This is a genomic window from Gemmata obscuriglobus (genome assembly GCF_008065095.1).
Lineage (GTDB): Bacteria > Planctomycetota > Planctomycetia > Gemmatales > Gemmataceae > Gemmata > Gemmata obscuriglobus.
This window is the reverse complement of the sequence record NZ_CP042911.1, coordinates 2,906,937-2,933,871: the sequence shown is the minus strand read 5'-3', so window position 1 is coordinate 2,933,871 and position 26,935 is coordinate 2,906,937. Positions and strand designations below refer to the sequence as shown.

The window sequence follows — 26,935 nt, the reverse complement described above, 5'->3', positions numbered from 1 at the left end:
ATATGCGCAAACCGATGCCTGCGGCCCTCCCACTCGCGCTCCTGCTCGGCTGCGCAGTTGCGCTCGGTGCCGCCGCGCAGCCGCCCAAGGCCGAGGCCCCCCGCGAGCCGAAGTTCGTCGACGACGACGCGGTGTACAAGAACCTGTACGAGAAGCTCGAAGAGCTGGCCAAGGCCAAGAGGCCGCTCGCGCACAAGAAGCTCCTCGCGAAAATGAAGCCCGGCAGCGCCAACATCGCCGCCGCCGAACCGGGCCGCAAGGCGCTCGCGCCGGAAGAGGTGTACAAGCTGGCCGAGCCGAGCGTGTTCGTCGTCGGCAGCGTGTACCCCGACAAGGACGGGAACTGGGAGACCGGCACCTACGCGACCGCGTGGGTCGCGGCCGCCGACGGCGTGCTCGTCACCAACTGGCACGTCTTCGAGGACCTCAAAGGCGGCGAGGTGTTCGGGGCCGCCGACCGCAACGGCAACGTGTACCCGGTCACCGACTTCCTCGGCGGCGACAGAACCGCCGACGTCGCGGTGTTCCGCATCTCCGCCCGGGAGTTGGTGCCGCTGGCCGTGTCGCCCGCGTTCGCCGAGGTCGGCTCGTGGGTCGGGGTGCTGAGCCACCCGGGCGACCTGTTCTACGTGTACACCCAGGGCGCGGTCACGCGGTACAGCACCCACACCAACGAGGACAAGAATCGCGAGAAGTGGATGGGGATCACCGCCGACTACGCGAGCGGTTCGAGCGGCGGGCCGGTGCTGAACAAGTACGGCGCGGTGGTGGGGATGGCGGCGCTGACGCTCAACATCGACGCGGCCGACGAGGCCCCCCAGAACCCGGCACGCCGGAAGCCGGTGCGGCCCGTCGGTTCGCCGAAGCTGTCGCGGACCGACGAGAAGCGGCAGGAACAAAAGGACGACAAGCCGAAACCGCCCGGGAAGCCCGAGCCGCAAGGGTCGTCACTCCAGATGGTCGTGAAGATGACCGTGCCCGGCCCGACCATCCTGAAGTGGATCAACAAGTAAGCGGCCCGCGGAACACGGCCGCGCGCCGAGCGGCGACGTTACGGCCCCTTCTTGGGGTCTTCCTTCTTCGGCTCTTCTTCCTTCTTGGGCTCCTCGGCGACCCGGTTCTCCAGGAACCAGCGGTCGCCGATCTTCTTAAAGTGCACCGTGCGCCCTTTCACGGTGTCGTGCCCCGCGGACGCCGTCGGGTCGGCCTCCGAGAACTTGCCCTCGCGCAGGATCTTCCGCAGGTCCTTCAGCGATTGCGGGTCCTCGCGGAACTTCTCCTCAATGTCACGCAGGAACTGCTTGAACGCCAGGTCGCGGGCCTTCTGCTCCGCCACCGCCCGGAACGCCTTCGGGTCCAGCGGAACGCGGTCCTGCCCCTGCACCTGGTCGGGGTTGGCGCGCTGGAAGTCGCGCAGCTTGGCCAGCTCGCGCTCCGCCCCGGCCTCGAACGCCTTCGTGCGGTCGGCCACCATCTCGTCCACGAACTTGGGGTCGAGGACGTGGGCCGCGAGGTACGCGTACTGCCCCGCGTCGATCAGCGCGAGGGTCGTTTTGAGCGCCTCTTTCGGGCTCGTTTGCAGGTGCACCTTGACCCGCGCGGTGACCCCGTACCGCGGGTCGGGGTCCTTGGACGGTTGCGCGTGCGCCAGTGCCAGCGTGCCGAGCAGCACACCGAACGCGAGTGCGGGTCGCATCGGGGTGAGTCCCTCCGGGTTCCAGGTGCCGGCCCCAAGTGAAGTTCCGGCGGCCGCGGAACCGCCTGACGGTCCGCCGGGTCGCCTGCTGTCGCCCGCCCCCGGAACTTGAAACCATCGAACTTGGGGTCGTGTCTCCCATTCAATCTACCCGCGCCGGCCCGGCCGGCTCCAGCCCGGGGCCGGCGGAAGCGATACAATTGCGGGATGGCAGGCAACACATTCGGCACACTGTTTCGCGTCACCACGGCGGGCGTCAGCCACGGCCCCGGAAACGTGGTCATCATCGACGGCTGCCCCGCGGGGCTGGAACTCTCGGTCGACGACCTGCTCCCGGACCTGCGGCGCCGGCGCCCGGGGCAGAGCAAGCTCACCACCCAGCGCGACGAACAGGACCTCCCCGAAATCTGGTCCGGGGTGTTCGAGGGGAAGACCGACGGCACCCCCATCGCCATCACGTTCCGCAACAGCGACCAGCGGAGCGGCGACTACGGCGACATCAAGGACAAGTACCGCCCCGGCCACGCGGACTTCACGTTCGACGCGAAGTACGGGTTCCGCGACTACCGCGGCGGCGGGCGGTCCAGCGCGCGCGAGACGGTGAGCCGGGTCGCGGCCGGCGCCGTCGCCAAAAAGCTCCTCGCGCGCGACGGGATTCGCGTGCTCGGGTACGTCAAGCAGGTCGGCCCCCTCGTCGCGCACGTTCCGGACCCGACGGCCGTGACACTGGAGCAGGTGGAAGCGACCCCGGTGCGGTGCCCGGTGCCGGAAACCGCCGCCCAGATGGTCCAGCTCATCGACGACGTGCGCATGGACCGCGACTCGATCGGCGGCGTGTGCGAGTTGGTCGCGACCGGCGTCCCCGCGGGGCTCGGCGAGCCCGTCTTCGACAAGCTGAAAGCCGATCTGGCCAAAGCACTTCTGTCGCTGCCGGCGGTCACGGGGTTCGAGTACGGTGCGGGGTTCGCGGTCGCCACCATGCGCGGCAGTGCGAACAACGACGTGTTCGCGCCCCCGGAAGCGCACGAGTCCCCGGTGGCACCGGACGCGGCCGACTGCAACGCGACCGTGTGGGAGCCGAAGCACGGCCCGCGGGTGCGCACCGAGTCGAACCGGCACGGCGGGATGCTCGGCGGCATTTCCAGCGGAATGCCGATCGTCTGCCGGGCCGCGATCAAGCCCACCAGCAGCATCCCCCGCACGCAGCGAACGATCGACCGCGACGGCCGGCCGACGGAGATTCTCGTGAAGGGCCGTCACGACCCCTGTCTGCTGCCGCGGTTCGTCCCGATGGGCGAGGCGATGGTTGCCCTCGTGCTGGTCGATCACCTCCTGCGTGCCCGGTCCTCGAAGCTGTCGTCCTGACGCCGACCACGGCACAGCGGTTGCTCCAACCGTTCGCAGTCCCCGCACCGGTCGCGGGGCGCTAACACCAGGAGCAACCGCCATGCGCACATTCGTTTCCGCACTTCTGTTCGCTGCGGCGACCGTGGTGGTTTTGACGGGCTCGCCCGGAACCGCCGACGACAAAAAGGACGAGAAGAAGGCCGCCGGGGAACTCGACGGCGGCTACACGATCGTGTCGGGTGAGAAGGACGACAAGGCCATCCCCGAGGGCGAAATCAAGGGCTCGCTGGTGCGGTTCACCGGCGACAAGATCGTGGGCACCGACAAGGACAAGAAGGAGTTCTTCGCCGCCACGTACACGATCGATAAGGCCAAAACGCCGTGGGCCATCAAGATGACGAGTCACCACCCGAAAGAATCGACCGCGAACGGACTGATCAAGAAGGAGGGCGATACGATCACAATCGTGTACGCCCTGCCCGGCGGCGAGACGCCGAAGGAATTTAAGGCGGGGGAAAAGCAGCACCTCTTCGTGCTGAAGAACATGAACCCGATGCCCAACAAGTTCACGAAAGAGTAAGGATTTCGGGTCAACAGTCCGAAACGAGCGCCCGGCGCGTGTCGCCGGGCGTTTGGCGTTTCACGCCCGTTACCGCTTCTTCTTGGCGACCACGGCGGACTTGGGAGCCGGCGGCGCGGGGGCCGGTGCGGGAGCGGACTTCGGCTTCAGATCGTACTCGTACTCGCCGTACTCGGCCGCGTGCTGCCCCTTCTCGGTGAGCGAGAACGTCGCCTCGAACGGGATGTCGCTCGACCCGGTAACGGCGGTCAGGAGGCCCTGATCGACGAGCGCCGTGAGGAACGAACCGTCCTTCGTGTTCCGGGTGGGTGCCAGTCGCAGGTCGCGACCGGTCAGGGGCTTCTTGCTCCGCTTCACAGTGCGGAGCACCTGCCACGTGAAGTGGCTAACGGGACGTACCGGCATCGGGCCTCTCGGAATAAAGCGGGCGAGTAAATGTCTGCGAGGAGTTCCGGCAGTTTATGAGCGAACGAAAAGAAGGCGAGCGGTATCGCTCGGTTACGCAGGTAGTTGGGCATGCGAGCGCCCGTTCAACGCCTCCGTGTAGTATGAACCCGCCGCACCGATCGGCACGGCGTATGAACGACCGCCGGCACGTCCCGAACGTCGAACCGTTTGCGATCCGTACAAAAGCTGCGACAAATGGCGACACCTGGTGTTTAACGGCGCCGGCGTCATGCGCCGGCGCGATTCGTGGTCGAGCCGTTTGACAGCGGTCACGCGGCCAGCGCGTCGGTCACCTCTTTGGTGATCGAGTCGAACAGCGCCTTCAGATCAACACCCGAGTCCGCCGGCGGGGGCGGCGGGGGGCCGTTCGGCCGGCCGGCGCGGTTGTACCCGCCCACCCCGCCCGGCCCCTGCGAGGGGGGCTCCAATACGGACACGTCCCCCGTTTCCGCGGCCGTCTCGAACTTGGCGGCGAGGTCGGACAGCAGGGAACTCGGACCGGCGACCGAACCGGTCGCGTCACTCGCCTTTTCTGCGGCTTCCTTGAGTTTGGTGGCGATGTCCGCGGCCACCGCTTTGAACTTCTCCGGATCTTCCGCAGCCAATTCCTTGAGCGCCGCGAACAGTTTCCCCGGCCCCGAGATGTCGGCGGTGTCACCGGCACCGGTAAGGGCACCCGTGCCACTCACGGCCGAGGTTATCCCGGCCTGCAGAACAGACGCGACCGAGAGACTCGGTGCGGTCGAACCGATGGAACCAATCATGCGAGTCCTCTGGTGATGCGCACAAACGTCTCAACCCCGAAGACCGAAACGGAAAGGGGCGGCACGAATCGCCAGAACACCTGAATTTTCAGCAAGTTACGCGGCGACGGGGGAATTCAGCTCGAGCCTGACAGCCGCGATTTAGTTTTGTCTTTGTGGCACAGACCTTCCAGTCTGTTCGGCCGTCTCGCACTGCACAGGCAGGAACGTCTGTGCCACAAAGACAAAACTAAAACGGACACTGACAGCCGGTTCGTGTATACGACAGGGGATCTTGACAACCCAGACCGCACGTGAAACGACAGAAGGTCTTTGTTGAGTTTGCGTCACACGACGCAGATGGGATTCGGCGTCACGCGGCGCGCGCCGGTCGGCGCGCCGAGCGCGGCCGATGCTCAGAGATGTTGAACGTAGCGGGGCGTGCGCTGGCGGCACCGGGCGTGAGCCCGTGTTCCGGCGCGCGGAGGGGAGCGGGTGTGACCCCACGCCCCCAGGGATGGACAGGTTTTCACCGCCATGCCCTTCGGCAACCAGGCGACCTGCGGTCGGTGTGGTGGGGAGACCGCAGGCCCGTGGCTTTGCGCCCCCGCTTCGCAGCGGGTTAGCCCTTTCGAGGATGAAAGGTGTGACGCGACAGAACGCGCCGGCACACGCCCCCGGCCGAGAACCAAAATCGCCCTCGGCCGTTGCTAAAGGACGATAGAATACGGGCCGCCGTCACGCAAACCCGGCGCCACCGGAATATCTCCCGCGGACACCGCTTACGGCTGCGCAACCTGCCCGGTCGGCGGTGCGGGCTCCGCAACCGTCACCGGCACCTGCAACGACTCGCGCGGCGGCGGCGGGTCGGGATTGAACGCCCGCCACACCTCCACGCCGACCGTGTACGGCAGCGTAACCGTGTCCCCGAAGGCCGACAGCCCCAGATCGATCGCGGACATCACCGGCAGCACAATGTAATCGATGAACGACGGCGTGTCGCGCCACGGGTACTCGGTCATCATGCCGAAGTCACCGCGGACCCCACCGTACACCCGGCACACGTGCGTGTTCGGACTGTTCGGCAGCGGGTAGACCGGGCGGCGCACGTTATCGACGGTCCCGCACCCACCGCCCAGCGCGGCCGCGAGCGCCGCGATCACAAGTTTGTTCCGGCCGCCCATACGGATTACCCCGAAAGCCGGCGCCGCGTGACCCGCGCCGCCGGTCCTGTTTATCGGGTTCGGCGGGCGGGCGGGTGGAGGAAATCGGCCGGGGCGAGACGTTTCCGGAGGAATGGGTAAGCGCGGCGAACCGTGCCGCGGGCCGTCGCGTACCGGCACCATGCGAATCTCGTTCGACCTTGACGACACGCTCATCTGCTACCACAACGGCGCGCGGCACGATCCGAACCGCGTGTGGTGGCTGTTGCGCGGCTGGCTCCACGAGCCGCAGCGGTCGGGCGCGGGCGCGCTGCTGCGGGAACTCGGTCGCGATCACGAGCTGTGGGTGTACACGACCTCGTACCGCGACCCGCGAACCGTGTGGTGGTGGCTCCGGTGCTACGGCGTGCGGCTCGGGTACGTCGTCAACCAGTACCGGCACGAGCGCACGTTCGGCCGCCGCGGGCCGAGCAAGTGCCCGGCGCAGTTCGGCATTCACCTGCACATCGACGACAGTTGGGGCGTGTGGGAGGAGAACCGGTGGGACCGGAACGTGTGCGTGGTGTCCCCGCACGACCCGGATTGGGCCGACCGCGTCCGCGCGGCCGTGGCGTGCGTGGCACGCAAGGAGCCCCCACCGGTCCCGCCGGAGGTGCCGGAGGAGTACCGCGCCCGCGGTTGGGTGTGAGCCGAAGCCCGCCCTTCCGAACCTGAAGCCCGGAACTATATTGAAGCCGCCCGAACTCTCTCACGTTCCGCGGTGACCCTCATGCCACTGAATTCCGTCTGCGTGTTCTGCGGGTCGGCCGCCGGCACGAACCCGCTCTACGCCGAAGCCGCGCGTGAGCTGGGCGCGGCGCTCGCCGGGCGCGGGCTGGCGCTCGTGTACGGCGGGGGTCGGGTCGGGCTGATGGGCGTCGTCGCATCGGCCACGCTGGCCGCGGGCGGGGTGGTGGTGGGTGTGATCCCGCACTCGCTCGCGCTCAAGGAAATTGCTCAGGAAGACTGCACCGAGCTGATCGTTGTCAACACCATGCACGAGCGCAAGGCGCTGATGGCCGACCGCGCCGGGGCGTTCGTCGCGCTGCCCGGCGGGTTCGGCACCGGCGACGAGCTGTTCGAGATCCTGACGTGGGCGCAGCTCGGCATCCACACCAAGCCGGTGGCGCTGTTGAACGTCAACGGCTTCTTCACCCCGCTGCTGGCGTGGCTCGACCACATCGTGTCGGAAGGGCTCCTCAAGCAGAAGCACCGCGAGCTGTTGCTGGTCGCCGAAACCGTTCCCGAGTTGCTCACGAAACTCGAAACGTGGCGGCCGGCGGAACCGCTCACGAAGTGGGTCGAGCCCGGCGAGCGGTGAGCACTGTGTCAGGACCGCCCCGGACAACCGCTCTTGCCCCGCCGCCCCCGTTTGCGTTATCACATGTGCCGCGTCACGGAGCGGTACTATGCGCAGGGTTTGTGTGATCGGCGCCGGCTCGTCCGGAATCGTCGCGGCCAAGACGTTCCACGAGCGCGGCGTCCCGTTCGACTGCTTCGAGAAGGGGTCGAACGTCGGCGGGCTGTGGCGGTACGAGAACGACAGCGGCGCGTCGGTCGCGTACCGGTCGCTGCACATCAACACGTCGCGCGCGAAGATGCAGTTCGCCGACTTCCCGATGCCGCGCGACTACCCGGACTTCCCGCACCACTCGCAAATCGCGCGGTACTTCGACGCCTACGTCGACCACTTCGGGCTGCGCGACCGGATCACGTTCCGCACCACGGTGCAGCGGGTCGAGCCCCTCGCCGACGGCACGTTCCGGGTCGAAACGACCGACGCGACGGGCCGCAGCGAGAGCCGCGCGTACACCGATGTCGTGGTCGCGAACGGGCACCACTGGCACCCGCGCGTGCCGACGTTCCCGGGCACGTTCGCCGGCACGGCGCTGCACGCCGGCCGGTACCGGTCCCCCGAGAGCTTCGCGGGCCAGCGCGTGCTGGTGCTGGGCGTCGGCAACTCGGGCTGTGACATCGCGTGCGAGGTGTCGCGCGTCGCCGACCGCACCTTCTTGGCGATGCGGCACGGCGTCCACCTGATCCCGAAGTACCTGTTCGGGCGCCCGCTCGACAAGCTGGTGTCGCCGTGGATGTGGCGCCACCTGCCGCTCCGGTTGCAGCAGTTCATTTTCGGCACGGCCCTCCGGGTCGCGCGCGGCAAGCTCAAGCGCTTCCACCTGCCGGAACCGCGGCACCGGATTCTGGAAGAGCACCCGACGATCTCGTCGGACCTGCTCAACCTGATCGGCCACGGCCGGGTCACGGTGAAGCCCAACATTCAGGAGTTCACCGGCGCCGCCGACGGGCGCGAGGTCCTCTTTACCGATGGCACGCGCGAACCCGTGGACGCGATCGTCTACGCCACGGGCTACGACATCCGGGTGCCGTTCCTGGCGCCGGAGGTGTTCGAGGCCCGCGACAACGAGGTGCGGCTCTACAAGCTGGTGGTCCACCCCGAGCACCGCGGGCTCTACTTCATCGGGCTGGTGCAGCCGTGGGGCGCGATCATGCCGCTGGCGGAGGAGCAGTCGAAGTGGGTCGCGGACCTCGTTGAAGGCAAGTGCGCGTTGCCGACGCGGGACGAGATGCTGACGGGCATCGGGCGCGACCGCGAGGCGATGCGCCGGCGCTACACGGCGTCGTCGCGGCACACGATCCAGGTGGACTTCTACCCGTACCTCGACGGGCTGCGAAAGGAGCGCCGGCGCGGCGCACGCGAAACGGCGCGAGCGGCGTGACGGCGTGACGGCGTGCTCAGGCGGCTACCACCGCAGCCCATGCCGAGATCACCCCGGGGGGCAACTGGCGGGCGTTTGCGTTCCAAGCTTCGGCGAGCTGGCGCACGCGCTCGGCCGCACCGACCCGATCGACGGGCGAGAGCGTCAGACGCACGGACCCGAACTCGACCTTGGCCGCGGTGAGCACTAACCCGCCCCCGCCGAGCGACTGCTCCTGAGCACTCAGTGAGAACACCAGGGGCTTGGCATGTTCGAACGCGGCGGGCAGGTCCGGCGCGGGTTCGTCATCCGACAGTTCGAGTTTGAGAACCAGTTCCGGCGGCAGAGATGCGCGCAGCCGGCTGAGTTCGGCCCGTGCCTCCACAACGTCCCGACGGGCCGCAGCGTCGGCCTCCCGAAGACGCGCCTCGCACGCGGCGCGATCGCGCCGAACCGTCCGCAACATCACGAGAACGAACCCCAAGCACGTCAGATACTCGATCGTGATCACGGCGTACACTTCCACGGTCACGCTCCTAACCGCTTGTTGAGTTCGTCAACGACCTTCGCCAGCCGTTTCAGCTCGCCCCGCAGGACCGCGGCGGACTGCTCGATCATTTGATTTTTGAACTCGCTCAACTCTCGGCGCGCCTGGCCGACATCCGCGCTCCACTGGTCCTCGCGCTGAAGGTACTGTTTGGTTTGAGCCTTCAGCTCCCGGTGCGCGTACCACGCCACGAACCCTACAATCACCACAATCGGGTACTGAATCACCACCTGAATCAGCCAGTCCGGCATAGCGGCACCGTGAGCGCGGGGTGTCGTCATTTCCCACTCTCTACAATACCCGCAATTCCCGCTCGTCTCCAGCACAGGAACCGCACGCCGATGCGAGAGTACCGCCTCGAAACCGACAGCATGGGGCACATCCGCGTCCCCGCCGACCGCCTCTACGGCGCGCAGACCGCCCGCTCGCTCACGCACTTCGCGATCGGCGCCGACACCATGCCCCGCGCCGTGATCCGCGCGTTCGGCACGCTCAAGAAGGCCGCCGCGCTCACCAACAGCGCCCTCGGGCTGCTCCCCGCCGACCGGTGCAAGCTGGTCTCCGACGCCGCGGACGAGGTGATCGCCGGGTACCTCGACGACCACTTCCCGCTCCGCGTGTGGCAGACCGGCAGCGGCACGCAGACCAACATGAACGTCAACGAGGTGATCTCGAACCGCGCCATCCAGATGGCCGGCGGGGTGCTCGGCAGCAAGAAGCCGGTCCACCCGAACGACGACGTGAACATGTCGCAGTCGTCCAACGACACCTTCCCGACGGCCATGCACATCGCCGCCGCGGAGGAGCTCGTTCACGAGTTGGTGCCGAGCGTGCGGGCGCTCCGCGACACGTTCGCCGCGAAGGCCGCCGAGTTCGCCGACATCGTGAAGATCGGCCGCACCCACCTCATGGACGCGGTGCCGCTGACGCTGGGCCAGGAGTTCGGCGGGTACGTCGCGCAGCTCGATTACGGCATCGCGGCGGTCGAGAAGGCGCTGCCGTTCCTGTACGAACTCGCGCTCGGCGGCACCGCCGTCGGCACCGGGCTCAACGCGCACCCGGAGTTCGCCGTCCGCGTCGCCAAGCAGATCGCCGACCTCACCAAGCTGCCGTTCGTCACCGCGCCGAACAAGTTCCAGGCGCTCGCGGGGCACGAGCCGCTGGCCTTCGCGTCGGGCGCGCTGAAGACGCTCGCCACGGCCCTGATGAAGATCGCCAACGACGTCCGCTGGCTCGCGAGCGGCCCGCGGTGCGGCCTCGGCGAGCTGACCATCCCCGAGAACGAGCCCGGCTCGTCGATCATGCCCGGGAAGGTGAACCCGACCCAGTCCGAAGCGATGACGATGGTGTGCGTGCAGGTCATCGCCAACGACCTCGCGGTGGGCCTGGCGGCGTCGCAGGGGAACTTCGAGCTGAACGTGTTCAAGCCGGTGCTGATCCACAACTTCCTGCACTCCGTCCGGCTCCTGACGGACGCCTGCCGGAGCTTCCGCGAGCACTGCGCCGCGGACATGCCCGAGACCGACTACGAGGCGCTCGAGTACGTCGTCGGCAAGGACAGCGGGATGGTGGAAGTCGACCAGTCGAAGATCGCCCCCAAGTCCGGCGGCAAGGTGCGCAAGGGGATCGACGCCAACCGCGCGACCATCGCCCGGATCGTGAACGAGTCGCTGATGCTGGTGACCGCACTAAACCGGCACATCGGGTACGACGCGGCGGCCAAGATCGCGAAGACCGCGCACCACAACGGCACCACGCTCCGCGCCGAGGCGATCAAACTCGCGCCGCCGCTCAAGGACGGGAGCGGCCCGCTCACCGCCGAGAAGTTCGACCAGATCGTCCGGCCCGAGAAGATGACCGCGCCCGGGGCCGACTGAGTTGGGAAATGCGGAGTGCGGAGTTCGGAATTCGGAATTAAAGAGACAGAGAAGAGCCAAAATACGCTCCGCACTTTGTCTTCAATTCCGCATTCCGAATTCCACATTCCGCATTACTAAAGAACACCGCCCGGCGGTGCGGGGACACCACCGGGCGGCCGGGAGACCGACCCACGCGGGGTGCGATCTTGCTGTCAGCGTAAACACGTCGCGCGGCCCGTTCAATGGCCTGACACGTTTTTTCTTAACCCTTCTCCGCCCAGGTCCGCGACAATACGGCCGATTTTCGCCTGCGCCCCAACTTTTTCGGCCGCCGTATCGTCCGGAATCGAGAAGCCCAGATGTCGCTCTCACTTTTCTCAGGCTCAACGAAATGCGGAAGTTCCTGCTCACAACCGCCGCTCTGGTGCTCGGCGTCGGCTCGACCGACGCCCTCATGATCGCCATCCGCCCGGCCCCCCAGCGCGCCATCACGGCCGAGGCGGTCGTGGTCGGAAAGGTCACGGCGATCGAAAAAGACACCGTTGAAGCGGTTTTGCCGTTCCCGGGCGCGAAGGAGAAGGTCACGTACCGGGTCGCGGTCGTGAAGATCGAATCGACGCTCGCCGGCGCCGCCAACCTCACGCACATCAAAATCGGTACGCAGCCCCCGCAACCGGCACCCGTTCCGGCCCCGCCCGGCGGCCCGGGCGTCCGGCCGATTCGCCCCATCCGGCCCGGGTTTCAGGCACCGGAGCTGAAAGAGGGTCAGGAGATGCTCTTCTTCCTGACCAAGCACCCGTCCGCCGACTTCTACATCATCCCGAACATGAGCCTGCCGGTTGACATCAAGACCGACGCCGGGAAGAAGGAACTCGAAGCGGTCAAGAAGGTGACCGAGGTGCTGGCCGACCCGATGAAGGCCCTCAAGAGCGATAAGGCCGAAACCCGGCTGCTCGCCGCCACGACGATGGTGACCAAGTACCGGTCGTACCCGGATTTCGGCGGCGAGGTCGAACAGGCGGCGATCGCCGCCGACGAGAGCAAGCTGATCCTCAAAGCCCTCGTCGAAGCGGACTGGAGCAACAAGGTGCGCCCCGCCCCGGGCGCGGACGTCTTCGCGAACCCGATCAACGCCTTCTACCAGCTCGGGCTGAGCGAGCAGGACGGGTGGGCGCAGCCGGCGTTCCCGCGCCCGCAACCGGGCCAACCGCCGGTCGACTTCAACGCGCTCACCAAAGAGGCGTTCGTGAAGTGGCTCGACGGCCCCGGCAAAGACTACCGGATCAAGAAGCTGGTCCCAAAGGCGACCAACAAGTAAGTGCGTCCCCGGCGGCCCGGCGGATGTTAGACCTGCACCGCTCACCACTCCCCCTACTGGTGGCTCATGTTCCGCTTACTCTGCGCGGCGCTGGCCGTCGGCTCGCTCGTTACGACCGCACGCGCCGACCGGATCGCGCCGTACGCCACACCCGTCGAGCGTGCCCTGCGCGCGCCGGTGGTGGTCGTGGGCAAGGTCACCGCGATCGAAAAAGAACCCGTCAGCGCCCCGCTTTACCCCGGCGCCCAAAAGGTCGCGCACACCATCGCGGTGGTGAAAGTCGAAAGTAACCTCTTGGGGGCCGAGAATCTCACGCACCTGAAGGTCGGGTTCGTTCGCCCGGCCGCCGAGCAGGGCGCCGGCGTCCAGGCGGGGCGCGGGCTCAACAACCCGGAGCTGAAAGAAGGTCAGGAGTGGCTCTTCTTTCTGGTCAAGCACGCCGACGGCGCGTTCTACGCCGTCCCGTACATGACGCCGCCCGTTGAGACGAAGAACGACGGCTTCAAGGACCAACTCGCGGGTGTCAAAAAAGCGCTCGCGGCCGTCGCCGACCCGGCGCGGGCACTGAAGGCCGAGAAGGAGCAGGACCGATACGAGGCGGCGGTCACAATCGTTTACACGCTTCGCACACCGCGCGAAGGGACACGCGGCGAGACGGAACAGGTGCCCCTGTCGGCCGAGGAAAGCGGCCCCATTCTGCGGGCGCTCGGCGAAGGGGTGTGGGCGCCGACGCCCGCGTCACAGAGTCTTAACGGGTACGGCGCGTTCTCGATGCTCGGGCTGACCGAGAAGGACGGCTGGACCGCGCCCGCCGTAGCCCCGGGCGCGGATTTCTTCGCTACCAGTCGCCAGGCGTTCGTGAAGTGGCTCGCCGGCCCAGGCAAAGACTACCGGATCAAGAAGCTCGTTCCGAAAAAGTAACAAGCACAGGAGCCCCACCCGGGGAATTTACATGATCCGCACGCTGTTCGTCGCGGCCCTCGCCGCGCTGCTGCTCGTGACCCCGGCAGAAGCCAAGCGCGTCCGCATGTTCACGCCGCTGGAAAAGCTGGCCCGTGCCAACGCGGTCGTGGTCGGCAAGGTGACGGCCATCGAGAAGGAACCGGCCGTCGTGCCGGCCGAGCCGGGCGCGAAGGAGAAGGTGTCGTACCGGGTCGCGGTGGTGAAAGTCGAAACGCCCCTCATCGGGGCGGGCGAGGTCACGCACATCAAGGTCGGGTTCGAGCCGACCGGGACCAACATCGACGCCCCGGCCCCGCCGCGGCGCGGCGGTCTGTCCCCGTTCCGCCCGACCGTGGACGCGGAAGGGCTGTTCTTCCTCGTCAAGCACCCCACCGGGGACTTCTACACGATCACCCCGATGCTGAGCCCCATACTGGCCGACACCGCGGACTACAAAGACCGGGTTGCGGAAGCGAAAAAGGCCGCCGCGACGCTGGCCGATCCGATGAAAGCCCTGAAAGCCGATCAGGCGGCCGACCGCACCCTGGCCGCCAACATCCTCATCGCCAAGTACCGTGCGTACCCCGAGGGCGGCGGCGAAGCCACGACCGCCAAGGTGCCCGCGGACGAGAGCGCCCTCCTGCTCAAGGCGCTCGCCGAAGCCGACTGGAAGGCCGAGGCGAGCGGGCTCACCGCGTACCAGTCGTTCAGCATGCTCGGGCTGAACGACAAGGACGGCTGGACGTTCCCAATGGTGAAGCCCAACGAGGACTTCATCGCGAAGACGAAAGAGGCGTTCGTGAAGTGGCTCGACGGCCCCGGCAAGAGCTACCAAATCGACCGCCTCATGGCCAAAGTGTCCGGGAAGTGAGCCGGTAAGTTTCCCGCCGTCGTGTTGCGCCACCCGCCTGCTGATGTCGGCGGGTGTATCTTTTGGGCGGTTTGCATCCCACGAGACGTTCTCGTAAACCCAACAAGAGGAACTATCGCCCCTGTTTGCCTAAATCCCCCAGACGCCGCGATGTTCACCAACCAGCACCACCTCAAGCACCTCTTGCGGCCGCACCATTACACGTCCGAAGAGCAGTACCGGGCGGAACTGCGGCACCTGTTCCAGCCGGCGTGGCACCCGGTCGCGACCACGAGCGACCTCGCCCGGCCCGGCGACTTCATCACGCTCGACCTGCTCGAAACCCCGTTCATCATCCGCAACTTCGACGGCGAGCTGCGGGCCTTTCTGAACGTCTGCCCGCACCGGCACAGCAAACTCACCGAGAAGCCCCGCGGGCACGCCGAGAAGCTCCGCTGCCAGTACCACGGGTGGGAGTTCAACAAGGACGGCGGGACCGGCAAGATCCCGGACGCGAAGGTGTTCCGCCCGTGGGACCGCGAGAACTCGTGCCTGAAGAAGTTCCGCGTGGACACCTGCGGCGATCTGGTGTTCGTGAACTTCAGCGCGAGCGGCCCGGGCCTGCGCGAGTGGCTCGCGCCCGTGTGGGACGTGTGGCGGCACTACGGCGGCGCGTACCGGCACGCGGCGACGTGGGAAAAAGAGTTCGCGTGCAACTGGAAGGTGGTGCTGGAGAACTCGCTGGAGTCGTACCACATCCCCGAGGTTCACCCGCACACGTTCAAAGAGTTCCCGGCCGAAGAGAACGTGTGGCACGAACTCACGGAGCGGTTCTCGTCGTTCAAGACGCTCCCGCCCAGCGACTTCGCCGGCCGCGCGCAGGCGTGGATGGTCCGCCGCATGGGCCAGCCGGTGACGAACGAGTACTGGCACCAGGTGCTGCACCCGCACGCGACCGGCAGCTCGCTGGACTCGTTCCGGATGATGCAGTGCGTGTTCCCCACCGGCCCGGCCACCTGTCGCTACCGGTGCATCTTCTTCACGCTCCGCGGGACGCGCACCAACCCGCTGGCGTGGGTCCTTTACCGCACGCTGAAGTCGATCGCGACGGCCATCGGGAAGAAGGTCTTCGCCGAGGACGGGTCGATTTACCTGGGCATCCAGCGCGGGATGGAGGCGAGCCCGTTCCCGGGGGTGATCGGGACGCGGGAAGAGCGCGTGTACCAGTTCCAGAAGTACGTGCTGGACAACACGAAGGGGCCGCGCGAGTTACCGCAAGCGCCGGCGCCGTCCGAACCGACGCCGGTCTGCGCGGGCTGAGACCGAAGGCGATTCTTGCCGGCACAATCAGATCACGTACTGGAGCGGCTCGCCGGAATCGACGAGCTGAGCGAGCGTCGTGGATTTGAGGATCGCGGCCTGCTTCAGAAGGAAGTCTTCGTGCGCGGTGCGGACGCGGTCCCACACGTCGTCGAGCGCCGCGGCCAGCGGTGACGTGGGCTTGCGAGCTTTCGTCCGCGTTCCGGCCTGCTCCGTCCCTTCCACCGCCGCGATCACGTCGGCCAGCGTGATCGCCGACGGCGCCCGCGCGATGTGGTACCCGCCGGCCGCCCCGCGGGTGCTGGTCACCAGCCCGTCCTTGTTCAACTGGATCAGGATCTGCACCAGAAAGCGCGGGGACGAGATCCCGTGCTTGTTCGCGATGTCCGTCAGGCGCACCGGCTTCGGGTCGCCGTAATGGGCGGCCAGTTCCAGCATCGCCAGACACGCGTATTCGGCACGAGCGGAAAAAAGCATAGCGTCACTAAGGAGTGAGAAGTGAAGCGCGAGGGGCCGAACGGGAGCGGCCGGCGCCCTCACGTTCTTGCCCCTCATCCTCACCCGAAACTAAATCCCTTCCCCGTCCTTGACCTCGATCACGTGCAGCCCGCACTCCTTCTTCGCTTTACCGGCCCAGCGGCCGGCGCGCTCGTCCTCGCCCGGCGCCACCGGGCGGGTGCAGGGCCAGCACCCGATGCTCGGGTAGTCGCGGTCGTGGAGCGGGTTGTACGGCACGTCGTGCTTGTGGATGAAGCCCCACACGTCCTTCTTGGTCCAGTTCAGCAGCGGGTTGAGTTTCACCAGCGAGAACTTCGCGTCCCACTGCACCACCGCCGCCTTCCCACGATCGGCCGTCTGGTCCTTGCGGATCGCCGAAATCCAGGCGAGCGGGTCGATGCGCTCGACCGCGCGCCGGAGGGGAAGGATCTTGCGGTCGTGGCAGCACTGGTCCGGGCGGAGCTGGTGCAGCGGCCCGCCGCGCTCGGCCTCGTAATCGGCGACGGTCTGTTCCGGGTAGATGTACTCGACCTCGGTGCCGTAACGGGCCTTGATCCGCTCGCGCAGCGCCAGCGTCTCGGGGAACTGGTACCCGGTTTCCAGGTTGATGATCCGCGCGTTCGGCTGGATCTCCGCCAGCATGTGGATCAGGCAGCACCCTTCCGCACCGAACGCGGTCGCCATCAGCAGGCGCGGCGAGAAGCGGTCACTCGCCCAGCGGAGCACGTCTTGTGGGGTCGCGTTCAGGAGCCGCTCGTTCGCCGCGGCGATCTCCTCCGGCGTGGCCTGCGTTACCGGCATCCCGTTCTCCGGACGATTCCAACACATCCCGCATTGCCATCGTAAAGATTCTACACCCGAACGCGCAGGTCGGAACTATCAGAATGCAAATTGCGGAATTCGTAAACCGTAACGAAGCGCAGAACGCGCAGCACTTCTCTGTTTCCTCTGCCCCTGGGGTGTGGCGAACGTTGCCCGGGGAATCGAGCATTTCCCTCTACACTGCAACAGCTTACGCCGAATGATCTTGAAGCCGATCGAAACCGCTGTCACTCGCCCGGCGGACGTTTGCGAGCGAGCTTCGAGCCAAACCGCTGCTCCAAGGTCTTCTCCCAGTCGGCAGGCAAGCTGGGTGCCCCAATCGTCACTCGCCGCAGAGATCGAAAGTCGGAAGCCGCGACAAATCGCGCAAGATGAGTGAAGGGACACGCCAGTTCTAAAACAAACGAGAGTTCACCAAGTCGATCAAGATTCGGCAGTTCGGCGAGGTAGGCCGGATCGACCGGCCGGGCGAATTCGAGGTGCGAAACGGGCACTACGCGGAACGCTTCCGCGGCACGGAACTCGATCTGATCCATTACGCGAAGCGTCGAAATTAACCCGCGGTCGTAGTTCCCGGTCGCGTAAGCGCCGGGCACCTGCGGCACTTCTGCGCGCCACCGATCGTCGTTCGCGGACAGCAGTTCCACGACCCGTTGAAGGGCAGCAATCCGTTTCGGGCCATCGAATTGCCCCCGCGCCAGACCGACCTGGAGGCGAACGAACTCCGCCCGTGTGCGATCCGCTGCGTCACCGTGCTCCAGAAGCCAGTCCGCGAACATGAGCCGCGGCGTGTCCTCTTCCGGGTGCTCGCAGACCGCGCCCCAAAGTGCCTCGCGTTCGCTCACGGTTTGGTCTCGTTCAGCGGTCGGTGCTGCGGGGCGATTGCCACCACCGGCAGCCCCAGCAGTCGCTTGATCGGGATGAACTCCCCGACATCATTTCCCTCGATCCGGTGCCCCACCCATTGCAGGAAGTACCCCAGAACGATCGCCCCCGCCCCCCAGTACCATTCGGCGAGGAACAGCAGCGGGACGCCCGCGAACGCGAGCGGTATCCCCAGCATGTGGATCCAGAAGTTCGCGGGGGTTTGGTGGCGGTCGAGCCAGTTACGGCGGGCGCGGCCGGCGAACCGGATCAGCGCGCGTGCGATCGGAAATCTCGGCATCGCTTGGGGTGTTTGGCGTTTCGTGGTTGGTGTTTCGTGCTGATTGTGTACTGTTTTCGGGGGGCGGTTTGCAGCCCCGCGCCGCCCCGAACACGAACCCGGCCACTCACATGATCGCACCTTCCATCCTGGCGGCCGACTTCTCGAAGCTCGGCGAGTTGGTCCGCGAGGTCACGAAAGCCGGCGCCGACCGCATCCACGTCGATGTCATGGACGGGCACTTCGTCCCGAACCTGAGCATGGGCGCGGTCGTGGTCGAGGGGCTCCGGCCGGTCACCACCATCCCGCTGGAAGTCCACCTGATGGTCGAAGACCCGGGCCGGTTCCTGGACGGGTTCGTGAAGGCGGGCGCGGACACTCTCATCGTTCACCTGGAGGTGCTGCCGGACCCGCGGCCGATGGTGGAGCACATCAAGAAGGCGCTGGGCAAGAAGGTGGGTCTGGCGTTCAACCCGGACATGCCGGTCGAGCGCATCGAACCGTACCTGAAGGACATCGACCTCGCGCTGTGCATGACCGTGTTCCCGGGGTTCGGCGGGCAGGCGTTCATCCCCGAGAGCCTCGAACGGCTCCGCAAGCTCAAAGCGCTGATCGGCGCCCACAACCCCGCGTGCGAGATCGAGGTGGACGGCGGCATCGGGGCGAAGACCATCGCGGACTGCGCCGCTGCGGGCGCGAACGTGTTCGTCGCGGGCAGCGCGGTGTTCGGCGCGAAGCAAGGCCCGGCCGCCGCAATGAAAGACCTCATCGCGCTGGCCAAGCAATAAAGCAGAGTGAGCCACGAAAGAAGACAGAAGAGAGATTGGCCACAAAAAAGCACAAAGGGCACAAAAGAAAACCGAAGAGAAAAGCAGAAGAGAGATTAGCCACAAAAAAGCACAAAGGGCACAAAAGAAGACCGAAGACCGAGACAGAGTAGTGAATTTAAAACACTTCTTTATTGTCTTGTCCTCGGCTTTCTTTTGTGACCTTTGTGCTTTTTTGTGGCTAACTCCGTCTTCTCTCTTCTTTTGTGCCCTTTGTGCTTTTTTGTGGCTAACTCTTTCTTCTATCTTCTTTTGTGCCCTTTGTGCTTTTTTGCGGCTAATCTTGAGCCCTTATCTCATCAGTACCCGATTTCTAATCCGAGGTTCACCGACTGCACGGAGAAGTCCGTCAGTTTGAGCCCGCTTGCGGCGGGGTCGAGCACATTACTCAAGCGCCCGGCGCGGCTCAGGTACTGGAACGAGTAGCCGACGTACGCCCGCGCCCGCGGGGTGAACTGCCAGCCCGCGGACACGTTCACTACCGGCATCACCGCGAACCGGCTCTCGTCGCGCGTGTCCAGGGCGGCGAAACGGCGGTAGTTCCCCCCGAGCAACCCCTCGGCGCCGGTGAACAGCCCGCTCGCGCGGACCTCCGGCGTGACCGCCCCGAATGCGACCTTGGCCGAACCGGCCACGTACCACCCGCTCTCGGCGCGGTAGTGCCCGGCCAGCCCGATCTGCCCGCCGTGGAACGGGTTCGCGACCGAGACCCGGTACGGCCCCGGCCCGCGCCAGTTCCGGCCCCGGTCATCGTTGTCGTTCACGCGGTCCGATTCGCCGATGAACAGTTCGTCTTTCAAGTACGCAAAGCGGTAGCCCGCGAGCGCGTCGAGCCAGGCGTGGCGGTCGCCGTAGAGCCGGTGCCGGTAGTTCACTTCGGGGGTGACGAACGAGTTCGTGAGGCGGGCGGGGAACACGCCCGTGAACATCGACGCGAGCGGCTCGAACAGCGGGAGCAGTTGCGGCGCGCGAGCCGTCCCCTGCGGGAACAGCACGACCACCCCCGGCGCGTACCCGTCGAACGAGTTTTCCGACGAGCGGAAGAAGAACCCCAGGTCCACACCGGACGTGTTACCCGCGCCGAAGCGGCGCCCGCCCTCCAGACCCAGCGCGGCGTCGAACCGGTTCGTTGAGCGCCCCGCGACCGGCAGCATCAGCCCCGGCCCGGCCCCGCCGAGCCCGGACACGACGGGGAGTCGGACGGTCGCCGGGAGCGTGTCGCGATCCGCCCACGCCAACCCCAGCGACACACCGCCCCACCACTTCCCGCCCGGCTCCTCTTCCGCACGAAACCGCGGCCGCTCGGGCTCGCGTTCCGGCAGGTACAGGTAGTTCGGGTCGTACTCGACGGGTGGCGGGGTGCCGCCCGGCTTGGGCACCTCGGCGAGAGGGGGAACGGGCGGAACCGGCAGCAGTGGTGGCAGGGTCGCGTTGTCCGGCGGTGGGGGCGTCGTGGGTGGCGTCGGCGCGACCGATGCGACCGGCGGGGGCGGGGGCGCGACCGGCAGGGGCGCGAGCGGCGGGAGCGCGGGCGGCGGAAGCGGCTGCGCACGCCCGACGCCGACCGAAACCAGCACCACCCCGACCGCGACCGGCCAACGGCTGCGCATTCCTCACCCCGTGCGTGTACGGTCTTTGCCCTCCGCGCGGATAGTCGCCACTGACGGCGATTTCAACTGGAGTTTCGCCCGGCAGAAGGCCGAAGACGGGAAACCATCTCGTTTCACCTTCCGCCCGCACCCGTTCCGGTGACTCATACCGAGTCCAGTCGTTTCGAGTTCGGGCCGTACCGCGGTTCCGGCCTGGAGTGTGGTCCGCTCACTCCGTGAGCGGTCGCTCCGCGTATCGGATCCGCTCCTGGTGTCATCCGCTCCGTCGCTGTGCGCAACGCGCATCCGATCCCCGGAGCGACCGCTCACGGAGTGAGCGGACCACACTCATACATGAACCCACCCGCGGTGTCGCTTTCTTGACGAGCCGCGACCGCCAGGGAGCGGTGCCACGTACCCCGCTCCCTGGCGGTCGCGGCTCGTCAGGAAAGCGACAATATTACCGGGTACGTGTCTCACAGAGACCGGCTACACAGTACAGCACTCTTCCACCCGTTCCGGTGCCCCACACGCCGCGCACTCGTCCGCGCGTTGTGCGGCCCGTCGGCTCGGCGTACACTGCCTGAACGCTCTCCCCTGGGCAGGAGGATTCAGGATGAACCGGGTGTTCGCTCTTCTCGTCGCGGTGCTCGCGCTGATCGCGTGCGGCGGGTACGTCGCGTACGACCAGTTGTTCCGCGCGGCGCCGCCCCCGCCCCCGCTGGCGCACGAGGACCACGGCGACAAGCTCCCGACGCAAGACGAGTTCGACACGTTGGCCCGAACGGACCCGGTCAAGGCACTGTCGGTGTGCCTCACGCGGTACCAGCGCGAGGTCCACGGGATGCGCTGCGTTCTTGAGAAGCAGGAACGGGTACAGGGGAAACCGGAGCCCCCGCAGTCCCCGCCGGTCGAGGTGCTCGAGTTGTGCGTGCGCGGCGACGTGCCCGACCCCGACACGAAGAAAACCGCAATCGAGGTCGCCGCGAAGTGGCGCTCCGGAGCGCGGTCGTTCCTGGGGTCCGAGATCACCGGCACGCTGTTCAGCGAACGTCCTGAAGCGGAGGGCGGCTTAGGGAACAAAGCCGTAACCTGGCGCCCGAAAGCCTTCGTCAGCAAGCTGAGCACCCCGATCCCGCCGGACAGCCCGCTCGCAACGGGCCAGTCGCGCTACTGCGTCCGCGACGCCGGGCTGTACCGCACCATGCTCCGCACCCACGAGGCGTGGAAGGACCGTCAGGAGACCGGCAAGTTCAAGTACGAGTACCTGGGAACCAAAACGGTCGAGAAGGCCGGGAACCGCGAGTGCCATGTGATCCGGCGCATGTGCGAGGGGGTCGAGGTGGACGCATTTCAGTTGGGCGGGGCCGCTAGCAAAGACCCGAAGGTGATCGCGGCCGAGGGGTTCACGGAAGTGACCATCTTCATCGACCGCGAGCGGTGGCTCCAGGTCGCGACCGAGACGCTCCGCGACGCACCGGGCGGCACGAAAGTGACGATCGGTACCTACTACTTCCGCGACATCGAGTTGAACCCCACCTTCCCGCCCGACACGTTCACGGCCGCCTGGTTGAAGACGCCGTAATACACGAACCCACCCGCGGTGCCGCTGTCTTGACGAGCCGCGTCTGCCCGGGAGCGGGAGACGTGGCACCGGGGCAGCGCGCCCGGCCCCGCGCTCCGGTGGTCACCCCCGGTCACCCGGTGGGCCGGGGGGGTGACCGCCGTAAGTCCTTGCGGCACAAGGCGCGGTCACCCCTGGTCACCCTGGTCACCCCTTTTCTTTTTTATTTGTCGAACATCTTCTCGCGGGTGTAACGTTCTCCGGTGTAACGTCGTCCGGCGCTCGTTACACACGCGCCAGGGGGGGGCGGCGGAGTGTTACGGGGGGTAGAGAGGGGGTGACCGGGGTGACCACGGGTGACCAAGCCTTGCGCCGCAAGGAGTTACGGCGGTCACCCGGGGTGACCAGAGGGTGACCGGGGGTGACCAGGGGGCGAAAGGCAACCTACCCCCCTGCCCCCTCCCTGAAGGGAAGGGGTGGCGCCGGGAGGGGTGGTCCCGGCGCGATATGCGCACGCGGAGCGAAGACCCACCCCCGGCCCCTCCCTGAAGGGAGGAGAGCAAAGGCAACCTACCCCCCGCCCCCTCGCCGTGCTCGCCGGCCCGGTCAGCAGAGCTTCCGTGGGCCGTCGGGAAGGGAGGGGGAGCAAAAACCACCGCGCACCCGAGGCGGAATCGATGCGCCCGTGCCTTGCTCCCCTCCCTTCAGGGAGGGGCAGGGGGTGGGTCTTCGCCCCGCGTGCGCATATCGCGCCGGGACCACCCCTCCCGGCGCCACCCCCTCCCTTTAGGGAGGGGGCCGGGGGGTAGGTTGCCTTTCCGCTCGCATCGGGACCACCCCTCCCGGCGCCACCCCCTACCTTTAGGGATGGGGACGGGGGTAGGTCGTCTTCGGGGCCGGGGCACCTTCACAGGCCAAGCACCCTTCTAGCTCAACCGGCGCAAACTATAAAACATATACACAGAAAACACGTCTGATTTCTTAACGAGCCGTGTCCCCCACTGTCATTTCCCGTTCGGGCGCGTGCCTTGGCGACCTCTACGGTCGCGGCCCGTCAACACAAGCGACACCGCAGGCGTGTTCATGTATGAGAAGCAGACGCACCCACCGGACCGAAGGCCGGTGCCATCTGCCGTAGAGGGGGGCGTTGCGCAGACACGCAACCGGGAATAGCCGTCCGAAGCACCGGAACGGAGCCACAACGTGACCGCTGCTAACAGCGCTGTGTGTGGTTATGCAGCGTACCACGGGTACGGGGTTGTGACTTCACCCACACGTTTTGCCGACGCCGGCCCTGGGGCTGTCCCCAAGTTCACTCGGCACTGTAACGGGGGTTACACTCGCGACATCACTGTACCCCCCGTTACACTCGCGTCGCGACGCCACTGTAACCTCCGTTACACTCGCGACGCGACACCACTGTAACCCCCGTTACACTCGCGTCGCGACACCACTGTAACCCCCGTTACACTCGCGTCGCGACGCCACTCGGGGGTTACAGTGCCGACGCGATCGCTGCCGATGGGTCACCGACTGGACGTTCGCTGGTGTTCGAATGGTCATGAGCTGGCAGTACGCTGGTGCGTCGCTACCACCGAATCGCACCTAAAACCCGCGCTCCGAGCCGTCAAAGGTTGAGTAGGATGGTTCCCACGGCGGCCAAGAGATGCGTCGCAACAGGTTTTCAGGAAGTCACTTGCGGCCGAAACGATCCAACCGAGCGGTACCCGCTCGGGCACAAGCCGGTGGAAGTTTCGCGGCCCGCAAGCAGCGAAACGAGACGAAACGAACGACCGGAAGCACCACCAGGGAAGCACCCGATGCCAATCGCAACGCAACAAACGAAGGGGCCGGTCCCCGCACGGGCGCTACTGCCCCAACCCGGCGAGTACGGCATCGACCTGGCTCAGGTCGGCGGGCTTCACGAAGTGGTAATCGAACCCGGCCTCTTTCGTGCGGCGTCGGTCCTCGTCCTTGCCCCATCCGGTGAGCGCGGCGAGAGCCATCCCGCTCAGGGCCGGATCGTCCCGGAGCCGTTCGGCCAGTTCGTACCCGCTCATGCCGGGCAGGCCCAGGTCGAGCAGCACCAGCCGCGGGCGGAACGTACCCAGCACCCGCATCGCCTCCGCCCCGTCGCGGGCGGTGCGCACCGTGTGCCCCTTCATTTCGAGCAGCTCGGCCAGCGACTCGGCCGCGTCCAGGTTGTCGTCCACGATCAGCACCGGCGCGCCGCGCTTCAGCCGCGGCTCGGGGGGCGCCGCAACCGGAGCCGCCGGTTCGGCCGCGGCGGGGCGGTTCACGAGCGGCAGGCGCACGACGAACTCGCTCCCCTTCCCCTCCCCGGCGCTGTGCGCGGCGATCTCCCCGCCGTGCAACGCGACCAGCCGCTTCACCAGCGTCAGCCCGATCCCCAGCCCGCCCTGGGCGCGGTCCACCGCGCTGCCGACCTGGGTGAACAGGTCGAACACCTGGGGCAGCATCTCGGCCGAGATGCCGATCCCGTTGTCGCCCACGCGCACCACCGCTTTCTCCCCCTCGCGGGCCGCCGAGAGGGTGATCCGCCCGCCCTTGGGGGTGTACTTCGCGGCGTTGTTCAGCAGGTTCGCGAAGATCTGCGTGAGCCGGGTGCGGTCGCCGTCGAGCAGGAGCGGCTCGGCGGGCACGTCGACAGTCAGCTCGTGGCGCCCGACCTCGATCAGCGGGCGGCTCGTTTCGACCGCGGTGCCGAGCACCGGGGCCAGTTCGAGCCGCTCCTTCCGGAGCACGATCTTGCCGCTGGAGAACCGGGCCACGTCCAGCAGGTCGTCCACCAGGTGGACCATCTGCCCGAGCTGCCGCTCCATCATCGCGAGCGTGCGCTCGCGCGCCGGCCCGTCCGGCTGCCCCACCCGCATCAGGTGGACCCCGTTGCGCATGGGGGCCAGCGGGTTGCGCAGCTCGTGCGCCAGGGTCGCCAGGAACTCGTCCTTGCGGCGGTCGGCCTCGCGCAGCGCCTCGGCGGTGCGCTGGGTCTCGGCCAGGAGGCGGGCGTTCTCGGCGGCGATGAGCTTCAGCTCGTCCCGCTGCCGCGCCACCTCCTGGCGCTCGCGCCACAGCTCGAAGAACACGTCGGCCTTGCTCCGCACCACGTGCGCTTCGAGCGGCTTGGTGAGGAAGTCCACCGCGCCGGTCTCGTACCCGCGGAACCGCCGCTGCTGGTCCGGGGTGCCGGCGGTGAGGAAGATGATCGGCACGCGCCGGGTGCGCTCGGTGCCGCGCATCAACTCGGCCAGCTCGAACCCGTCCATCACGGGCATCCGCACGTCCACGAACGCGAGCGCCACCTCGTGGACGAGGAGCAGTTCCAGCGCCGCGGGGCCGGACCGGGCCTTCAGGAGCGTCAGCCCGTCGCGGCGCAGCAGCCCCTCGAGCGCCAGCAGGTTCTCCTCAAGGTCGTCCACGAGCAGAAAGTGAACGGGTGCCGGTGTCGGTGTGCTCATGACGTACCTCCGAGCTCGCGGAGGTGAGCCGCGATTTGATCCAGCGTGAGCGCGCGGGCGGCGGGGTGGGCGGCCAGCGCGGCGAGGGGCATTGCCGCGGCCGCCGCGGTTGTCGGGGTCTGGACCAGCCCGGTTCCGCCGGCCGCGAGCACGGCCCGCAGCCCCCGGGCGCCGTCCGCGTTCGCGCCCGTGAGCACGACCCCGACCAGCCCGGGGCCGAACGCGTCCGCGGCGGACTCGAACAGCACGTCCACGGACGGGCGCGAGAAATGGACCTGCTCCTCGCTGGAGAGCGAGAGGCGGCGGTCCGGTTCCACGAGCAGGTGGTAATCGGGTGGCGCGAAATACACGGTACCGCCGGTCAACGGCTCCTTGTCGTCGGCCTCGCGCACGTCCACCGCGCACTTCCCGCGGAACAGCTCCGCCATCACGCTCTTTTTATCGGGCGGCAGGTGAACCACCACCATCACCGGCAGCGGGTACCCCTTCGGGAGCGCCGGCAGCACCGCGGAGAGGGCGTCCACCGCGCCGGCGGACGCGCCGATCACCACCGCCTCGGCCCCGGCGCTCACAGGTCCCCCTGTTTCTGGTAGACCCGCTCATCCGGGGCGAACGGGGCGAAGGCGTCCGCGTGCGCGGAGAACCGCAGGCTCTCCTTGGCCCCGAGCCCCAGGAACCCTTTCCGCACGAGCGAGTCCTTGAACAGCCCGACGGCGCGGTCCTGGAGGTCGCGGTCGAAGTAGATCAGCACGTTGCGGCACGACACCAGTTGCACCTCGGCGAACACCGCGTCGGAGGCCAGGCTATGATCCGAGAACACGGTCCGGCGGCGCAACGACTTGTCGAACACGGCGCTGCCGTAAGCCGCGGTGTAGTAGTCCGACAGCGACGACTTGCCGCCCGCCTTGCGGTGGTTCTCGGTGAACAGCGGGAGCCGGTCCAGGTCGTACACCCCGGCCTCCGCCCGCTTCAGCGCCTCGGGGTTGATGTCGGTGCCGTAGAACATGGTGCGCTCGTCAAGCCCCTCCTCGCGGAACAGGATCGCCAGCGAGTACACCTCCTCGCCGGCGCTGCACCCCGCGACCCACACCTTCAGCGACGGGTACGTTTTCAGATGCGGCACCACCTGCTCGCGGATCGCGCGGAAGTACGCCGGGTCGCGGAACAGCTCGCTGACCTGCACGGTCAGGTAGGCGAGCAGGGCCGGCAGCACGGCGGGGTCGTGGAGGACGCGGTCCTGGAGTTGGGAGAAGGTGTCGCAGCCGAACCGCTCGCGGGCCTGCGTGAGGCGCCGCTTGAGCGACGCCACGGAGTACCCGCGGAAGTCGTAGTGGTACCGCTTGTGGATCGCTTCCAACAAGAGCCGCAGTTCGATGTCTTCGGTCTTGTCGCTCACGGTGGGAGGTCTCAGGTCAGAACGCGCGACGGTTTAGAGGGCTCCACG

27 protein-coding genes and 1 riboswitch are annotated in these 26,935 nt (G+C 67.2%); of the genes, 13 read left to right on the top strand and 14 right to left on the bottom strand.

Annotation, left to right across the window (positions count from 1 at the left end; translation table 11 throughout):
* Nucleotides 1-2 precede the first annotated feature (2 nt).
* Complete coding sequence (locus GobsT_RS12235; protein ID WP_010048245.1) at nt 3-1,013, top strand: S1 family peptidase; 1,011 nt, start codon at nt 3-5, stop codon at nt 1,011-1,013.
* A 38-nt stretch (nt 1,014-1,051) separates the two neighbouring features.
* Here GobsT_RS12235 and GobsT_RS12230 read toward each other — a convergent pair whose 3' ends face one another.
* Nucleotides 1,052-1,696, bottom strand: a complete 645-nt coding sequence (locus GobsT_RS12230; RefSeq protein ID WP_010048248.1) for a hypothetical protein — start codon at nt 1,694-1,696, stop codon at nt 1,052-1,054.
* Nucleotides 1,697-1,903: 207 nt separating this feature from the next.
* On the opposite strand from GobsT_RS12230, the gene aroC reads away from it, so the two are divergent.
* Together aroC and GobsT_RS12220 are read left to right on the top strand one after the other, a co-directional pair.
* Entirely contained in the window at nt 1,904-3,061 is a 1,158-nt protein-coding gene (aroC, locus tag GobsT_RS12225) for a chorismate synthase (RefSeq protein WP_010048250.1), read from the top strand.
* An 82-nt stretch (nt 3,062-3,143) separates the two neighbouring features.
* On the top strand, nt 3,144-3,623 hold the full coding sequence (locus GobsT_RS12220) for a TIGR03067 domain-containing protein (RefSeq protein WP_109571127.1): 480 nt from the start codon (nt 3,144-3,146) through the stop codon (nt 3,621-3,623).
* 69 nt (nt 3,624-3,692) lie between these two features.
* Here the strand turns inward: GobsT_RS12220 and GobsT_RS12215 are convergent, their stop codons facing one another.
* The 3 genes from GobsT_RS12215 to GobsT_RS12205 form a co-directional block, all read right to left on the bottom strand.
* On the bottom strand, nt 3,693-4,028 hold the full coding sequence (locus tag GobsT_RS12215) for a hypothetical protein (protein WP_010048254.1): 336 nt from the start codon (nt 4,026-4,028) through the stop codon (nt 3,693-3,695).
* A 311-nt stretch (nt 4,029-4,339) separates the two neighbouring features.
* Nucleotides 4,340-4,834, bottom strand: a complete 495-nt coding sequence (locus tag GobsT_RS12210; protein WP_010048255.1) for a hypothetical protein — start codon at nt 4,832-4,834, stop codon at nt 4,340-4,342.
* Nucleotides 4,835-5,356: 522 nt separating this feature from the next.
* Nucleotides 5,357-5,451: riboswitch (cyclic di-GMP riboswitch) on the bottom strand.
* A 144-nt stretch (nt 5,452-5,595) separates the two neighbouring features.
* Nucleotides 5,596-5,997, bottom strand: coding sequence for a YceK/YidQ family lipoprotein (locus tag GobsT_RS12205; RefSeq protein ID WP_010045948.1), 402 nt, complete (start codon nt 5,995-5,997; stop codon nt 5,596-5,598).
* 160 nt (nt 5,998-6,157) lie between these two features.
* On the opposite strand from GobsT_RS12205, the gene GobsT_RS12200 reads away from it, so the two are divergent.
* The 3 genes from GobsT_RS12200 (at nt 6,158) to GobsT_RS12190 (ending at nt 8,753) form a co-directional block, all read left to right on the top strand.
* The gene (locus tag GobsT_RS12200) at nt 6,158-6,664 is read left to right on the top strand and encodes a hypothetical protein (RefSeq protein WP_081471844.1); all 507 of its coding nucleotides are present in this window, start codon (nt 6,158-6,160) and stop codon (nt 6,662-6,664) included.
* A gap of 81 nt (nt 6,665-6,745) precedes the next feature.
* Entirely contained in the window at nt 6,746-7,336 is a 591-nt protein-coding gene (locus GobsT_RS12195) for an LOG family protein (RefSeq protein ID WP_010045953.1), read from the top strand.
* An 88-nt stretch (nt 7,337-7,424) separates the two neighbouring features.
* On the top strand, nt 7,425-8,753 hold the full coding sequence (locus GobsT_RS12190; protein WP_029601144.1) for an NAD(P)-binding domain-containing protein: 1,329 nt from the start codon (nt 7,425-7,427) through the stop codon (nt 8,751-8,753).
* A 16-nt stretch (nt 8,754-8,769) separates the two neighbouring features.
* Here the strand turns inward: GobsT_RS12190 and GobsT_RS12185 are convergent, their stop codons facing one another.
* Together GobsT_RS12185 and GobsT_RS12180 are read right to left on the bottom strand one after the other, a co-directional pair.
* A complete protein-coding gene (locus tag GobsT_RS12185; RefSeq protein WP_033199237.1) occupies nt 8,770-9,258 on the bottom strand; it encodes a hypothetical protein in 489 nt (162 codons plus the stop codon).
* A 2-nt stretch (nt 9,259-9,260) separates the two neighbouring features.
* The gene (locus tag GobsT_RS12180) at nt 9,261-9,560 is read right to left on the bottom strand and encodes a hypothetical protein (RefSeq protein ID WP_148087710.1); all 300 of its coding nucleotides are present in this window, start codon (nt 9,558-9,560) and stop codon (nt 9,261-9,263) included.
* A 60-nt stretch (nt 9,561-9,620) separates the two neighbouring features.
* Between GobsT_RS12180 and fumC the strand changes: the two genes are divergently transcribed.
* The 5 genes from fumC to GobsT_RS12155 all read left to right on the top strand — a co-directional run bounded on the left by fumC (nt 9,621) and on the right by GobsT_RS12155 (nt 15,568).
* Entirely contained in the window at nt 9,621-11,156 is a 1,536-nt protein-coding gene (gene fumC / locus GobsT_RS12175; protein ID WP_010045961.1) for a class II fumarate hydratase, read from the top strand.
* Nucleotides 11,157-11,529: 373 nt separating this feature from the next.
* Nucleotides 11,530-12,456 carry a hypothetical protein gene (locus GobsT_RS12170; protein ID WP_010045963.1) on the top strand — a complete coding sequence of 309 codons (927 nt, stop codon included), beginning with the start codon at nt 11,530-11,532 and terminating at the stop codon, nt 12,454-12,456.
* Between the two features lie 66 nt (nt 12,457-12,522).
* Nucleotides 12,523-13,377, top strand: a complete 855-nt coding sequence (locus tag GobsT_RS12165; protein ID WP_010045967.1) for a hypothetical protein — start codon at nt 12,523-12,525, stop codon at nt 13,375-13,377.
* A 31-nt stretch (nt 13,378-13,408) separates the two neighbouring features.
* Complete coding sequence (locus GobsT_RS12160) at nt 13,409-14,269, top strand: hypothetical protein (protein WP_010045968.1); 861 nt, start codon at nt 13,409-13,411, stop codon at nt 14,267-14,269.
* 150 nt (nt 14,270-14,419) lie between these two features.
* Nucleotides 14,420-15,568, top strand: a complete 1,149-nt coding sequence (locus tag GobsT_RS12155) for an aromatic ring-hydroxylating oxygenase subunit alpha (protein WP_010045970.1) — start codon at nt 14,420-14,422, stop codon at nt 15,566-15,568.
* 27 nt (nt 15,569-15,595) lie between these two features.
* Here the strand turns inward: GobsT_RS12155 and GobsT_RS12150 are convergent, their stop codons facing one another.
* The 4 genes from GobsT_RS12150 to GobsT_RS12135 form a co-directional block, all read right to left on the bottom strand.
* Nucleotides 15,596-16,045, bottom strand: a complete 450-nt coding sequence (locus GobsT_RS12150; protein WP_033199238.1) for an RrF2 family transcriptional regulator — start codon at nt 16,043-16,045, stop codon at nt 15,596-15,598.
* Nucleotides 16,046-16,135: 90 nt separating this feature from the next.
* A complete protein-coding gene (locus GobsT_RS12145) occupies nt 16,136-16,867 on the bottom strand; it encodes a phosphoadenylyl-sulfate reductase (protein WP_010045974.1) in 732 nt (243 codons plus the stop codon).
* A gap of 248 nt (nt 16,868-17,115) precedes the next feature.
* Nucleotides 17,116-17,733 carry a TIGR02996 domain-containing protein gene (locus tag GobsT_RS12140; RefSeq protein WP_010045976.1) on the bottom strand — a complete coding sequence of 206 codons (618 nt, stop codon included), beginning with the start codon at nt 17,731-17,733 and terminating at the stop codon, nt 17,116-17,118.
* Entirely contained in the window at nt 17,730-18,053 is a 324-nt protein-coding gene (locus tag GobsT_RS12135; protein ID WP_010045978.1) for an Mpo1-like protein, read from the bottom strand. Before GobsT_RS12135 ends, GobsT_RS12140 begins: the two co-directional genes overlap by 4 nt.
* Nucleotides 18,054-18,163: 110 nt before the next feature.
* Here GobsT_RS12135 and rpe point away from each other — a divergent pair, with 110 nt between their 5' ends.
* Nucleotides 18,164-18,820, top strand: a complete 657-nt coding sequence (rpe, locus tag GobsT_RS12130; RefSeq protein ID WP_010045981.1) for a ribulose-phosphate 3-epimerase — start codon at nt 18,164-18,166, stop codon at nt 18,818-18,820.
* A gap of 338 nt (nt 18,821-19,158) precedes the next feature.
* Here the strand turns inward: rpe and GobsT_RS12125 are convergent, their stop codons facing one another.
* On the bottom strand, nt 19,159-20,469 hold the full coding sequence (locus tag GobsT_RS12125; protein ID WP_010045983.1) for a BBP7 family outer membrane beta-barrel protein: 1,311 nt from the start codon (nt 20,467-20,469) through the stop codon (nt 19,159-19,161).
* A 595-nt stretch (nt 20,470-21,064) separates the two neighbouring features.
* Here GobsT_RS12125 and GobsT_RS12120 point away from each other — a divergent pair.
* Nucleotides 21,065-22,033, top strand: a complete 969-nt coding sequence (locus GobsT_RS12120; RefSeq protein ID WP_010053375.1) for a DUF1571 domain-containing protein — start codon at nt 21,065-21,067, stop codon at nt 22,031-22,033.
* A 1,847-nt stretch (nt 22,034-23,880) separates the two neighbouring features.
* Here GobsT_RS12120 and GobsT_RS12115 read toward each other — a convergent pair.
* From GobsT_RS12115 to GobsT_RS12105, 3 genes are read right to left on the bottom strand one after another with little or no spacing between them, the layout of a single operon-like run.
* The gene (locus tag GobsT_RS12115; protein ID WP_010047540.1) at nt 23,881-25,491 is read right to left on the bottom strand and encodes a response regulator; all 1,611 of its coding nucleotides are present in this window, start codon (nt 25,489-25,491) and stop codon (nt 23,881-23,883) included.
* The gene (locus tag GobsT_RS12110; RefSeq protein WP_010047541.1) at nt 25,488-26,063 is read right to left on the bottom strand and encodes a chemotaxis protein CheB; all 576 of its coding nucleotides are present in this window, start codon (nt 26,061-26,063) and stop codon (nt 25,488-25,490) included. Before GobsT_RS12110 ends, GobsT_RS12115 begins: the two co-directional genes overlap by 4 nt.
* Nucleotides 26,060-26,887 (bottom strand): CheR family methyltransferase, encoded by an 828-nt coding sequence (locus GobsT_RS12105; protein WP_010047542.1) that lies wholly within the window; start codon nt 26,885-26,887, stop codon nt 26,060-26,062. The genes GobsT_RS12110 and GobsT_RS12105 overlap by 4 nt, the downstream gene beginning before the upstream one ends.
* Between the last annotated feature and the right edge of the window lie 48 nt (nt 26,888-26,935).

Excerpts from the sequence above, each read along its gene's own strand:
- GobsT_RS12200 (WP_081471844.1), top strand. The coding sequence starts at position 6,158 with ATGCGAATCTCGTTCGACCTTGACGACACGCTCATCTGCTACCACAAC.
- GobsT_RS12165 (WP_010045967.1), top strand. The coding sequence starts at position 12,523 with ATGTTCCGCTTACTCTGCGCGGCGCTGGCCGTCGGCTCGCTCGTTACG.
- GobsT_RS12120 (WP_010053375.1), top strand. The coding sequence starts at position 21,065 with ATGAACCGGGTGTTCGCTCTTCTCGTCGCGGTGCTCGCGCTGATCGCG.
- GobsT_RS12180 (WP_148087710.1), bottom strand. The coding sequence starts at position 9,560 with ATGACGACACCCCGCGCTCACGGTGCCGCTATGCCGGACTGGCTGATT.
- GobsT_RS12115 (WP_010047540.1), bottom strand. The coding sequence starts at position 25,491 with ATGAGCACACCGACACCGGCACCCGTTCACTTTCTGCTCGTGGACGAC.
- fumC (WP_010045961.1), top strand. The coding sequence starts at position 9,621 with ATGCGAGAGTACCGCCTCGAAACCGACAGCATGGGGCACATCCGCGTC.
- GobsT_RS12170 (WP_010045963.1), top strand. The coding sequence starts at position 11,530 with ATGCGGAAGTTCCTGCTCACAACCGCCGCTCTGGTGCTCGGCGTCGGC.
- GobsT_RS12195 (WP_010045953.1), top strand. The coding sequence starts at position 6,746 with ATGCCACTGAATTCCGTCTGCGTGTTCTGCGGGTCGGCCGCCGGCACG.
- GobsT_RS12210 (WP_010048255.1), bottom strand. The coding sequence starts at position 4,834 with ATGATTGGTTCCATCGGTTCGACCGCACCGAGTCTCTCGGTCGCGTCT.
- rpe (WP_010045981.1), top strand. The coding sequence starts at position 18,164 with ATGATCGCACCTTCCATCCTGGCGGCCGACTTCTCGAAGCTCGGCGAG.
- GobsT_RS12135 (WP_010045978.1), bottom strand. The coding sequence starts at position 18,053 with ATGCCGAGATTTCCGATCGCACGCGCGCTGATCCGGTTCGCCGGCCGC.
- GobsT_RS12155 (WP_010045970.1), top strand. The coding sequence starts at position 14,420 with ATGTTCACCAACCAGCACCACCTCAAGCACCTCTTGCGGCCGCACCAT.
- GobsT_RS12215 (WP_010048254.1), bottom strand. The coding sequence starts at position 4,028 with ATGCCGGTACGTCCCGTTAGCCACTTCACGTGGCAGGTGCTCCGCACT.
- GobsT_RS12235 (WP_010048245.1), top strand. The coding sequence starts at position 3 with ATGCGCAAACCGATGCCTGCGGCCCTCCCACTCGCGCTCCTGCTCGGC.
- GobsT_RS12220 (WP_109571127.1), top strand. The coding sequence starts at position 3,144 with ATGCGCACATTCGTTTCCGCACTTCTGTTCGCTGCGGCGACCGTGGTG.
- GobsT_RS12145 (WP_010045974.1), bottom strand. The coding sequence starts at position 16,867 with ATGCCGGTAACGCAGGCCACGCCGGAGGAGATCGCCGCGGCGAACGAG.
- GobsT_RS12125 (WP_010045983.1), bottom strand. The coding sequence starts at position 20,469 with ATGCGCAGCCGTTGGCCGGTCGCGGTCGGGGTGGTGCTGGTTTCGGTC.
- GobsT_RS12150 (WP_033199238.1), bottom strand. The coding sequence starts at position 16,045 with ATGCTTTTTTCCGCTCGTGCCGAATACGCGTGTCTGGCGATGCTGGAA.
- aroC (WP_010048250.1), top strand. The coding sequence starts at position 1,904 with ATGGCAGGCAACACATTCGGCACACTGTTTCGCGTCACCACGGCGGGC.
- GobsT_RS12205 (WP_010045948.1), bottom strand. The coding sequence starts at position 5,997 with ATGGGCGGCCGGAACAAACTTGTGATCGCGGCGCTCGCGGCCGCGCTG.
- GobsT_RS12160 (WP_010045968.1), top strand. The coding sequence starts at position 13,409 with ATGATCCGCACGCTGTTCGTCGCGGCCCTCGCCGCGCTGCTGCTCGTG.
- GobsT_RS12230 (WP_010048248.1), bottom strand. The coding sequence starts at position 1,696 with ATGCGACCCGCACTCGCGTTCGGTGTGCTGCTCGGCACGCTGGCACTG.
- GobsT_RS12190 (WP_029601144.1), top strand. The coding sequence starts at position 7,425 with ATGCGCAGGGTTTGTGTGATCGGCGCCGGCTCGTCCGGAATCGTCGCG.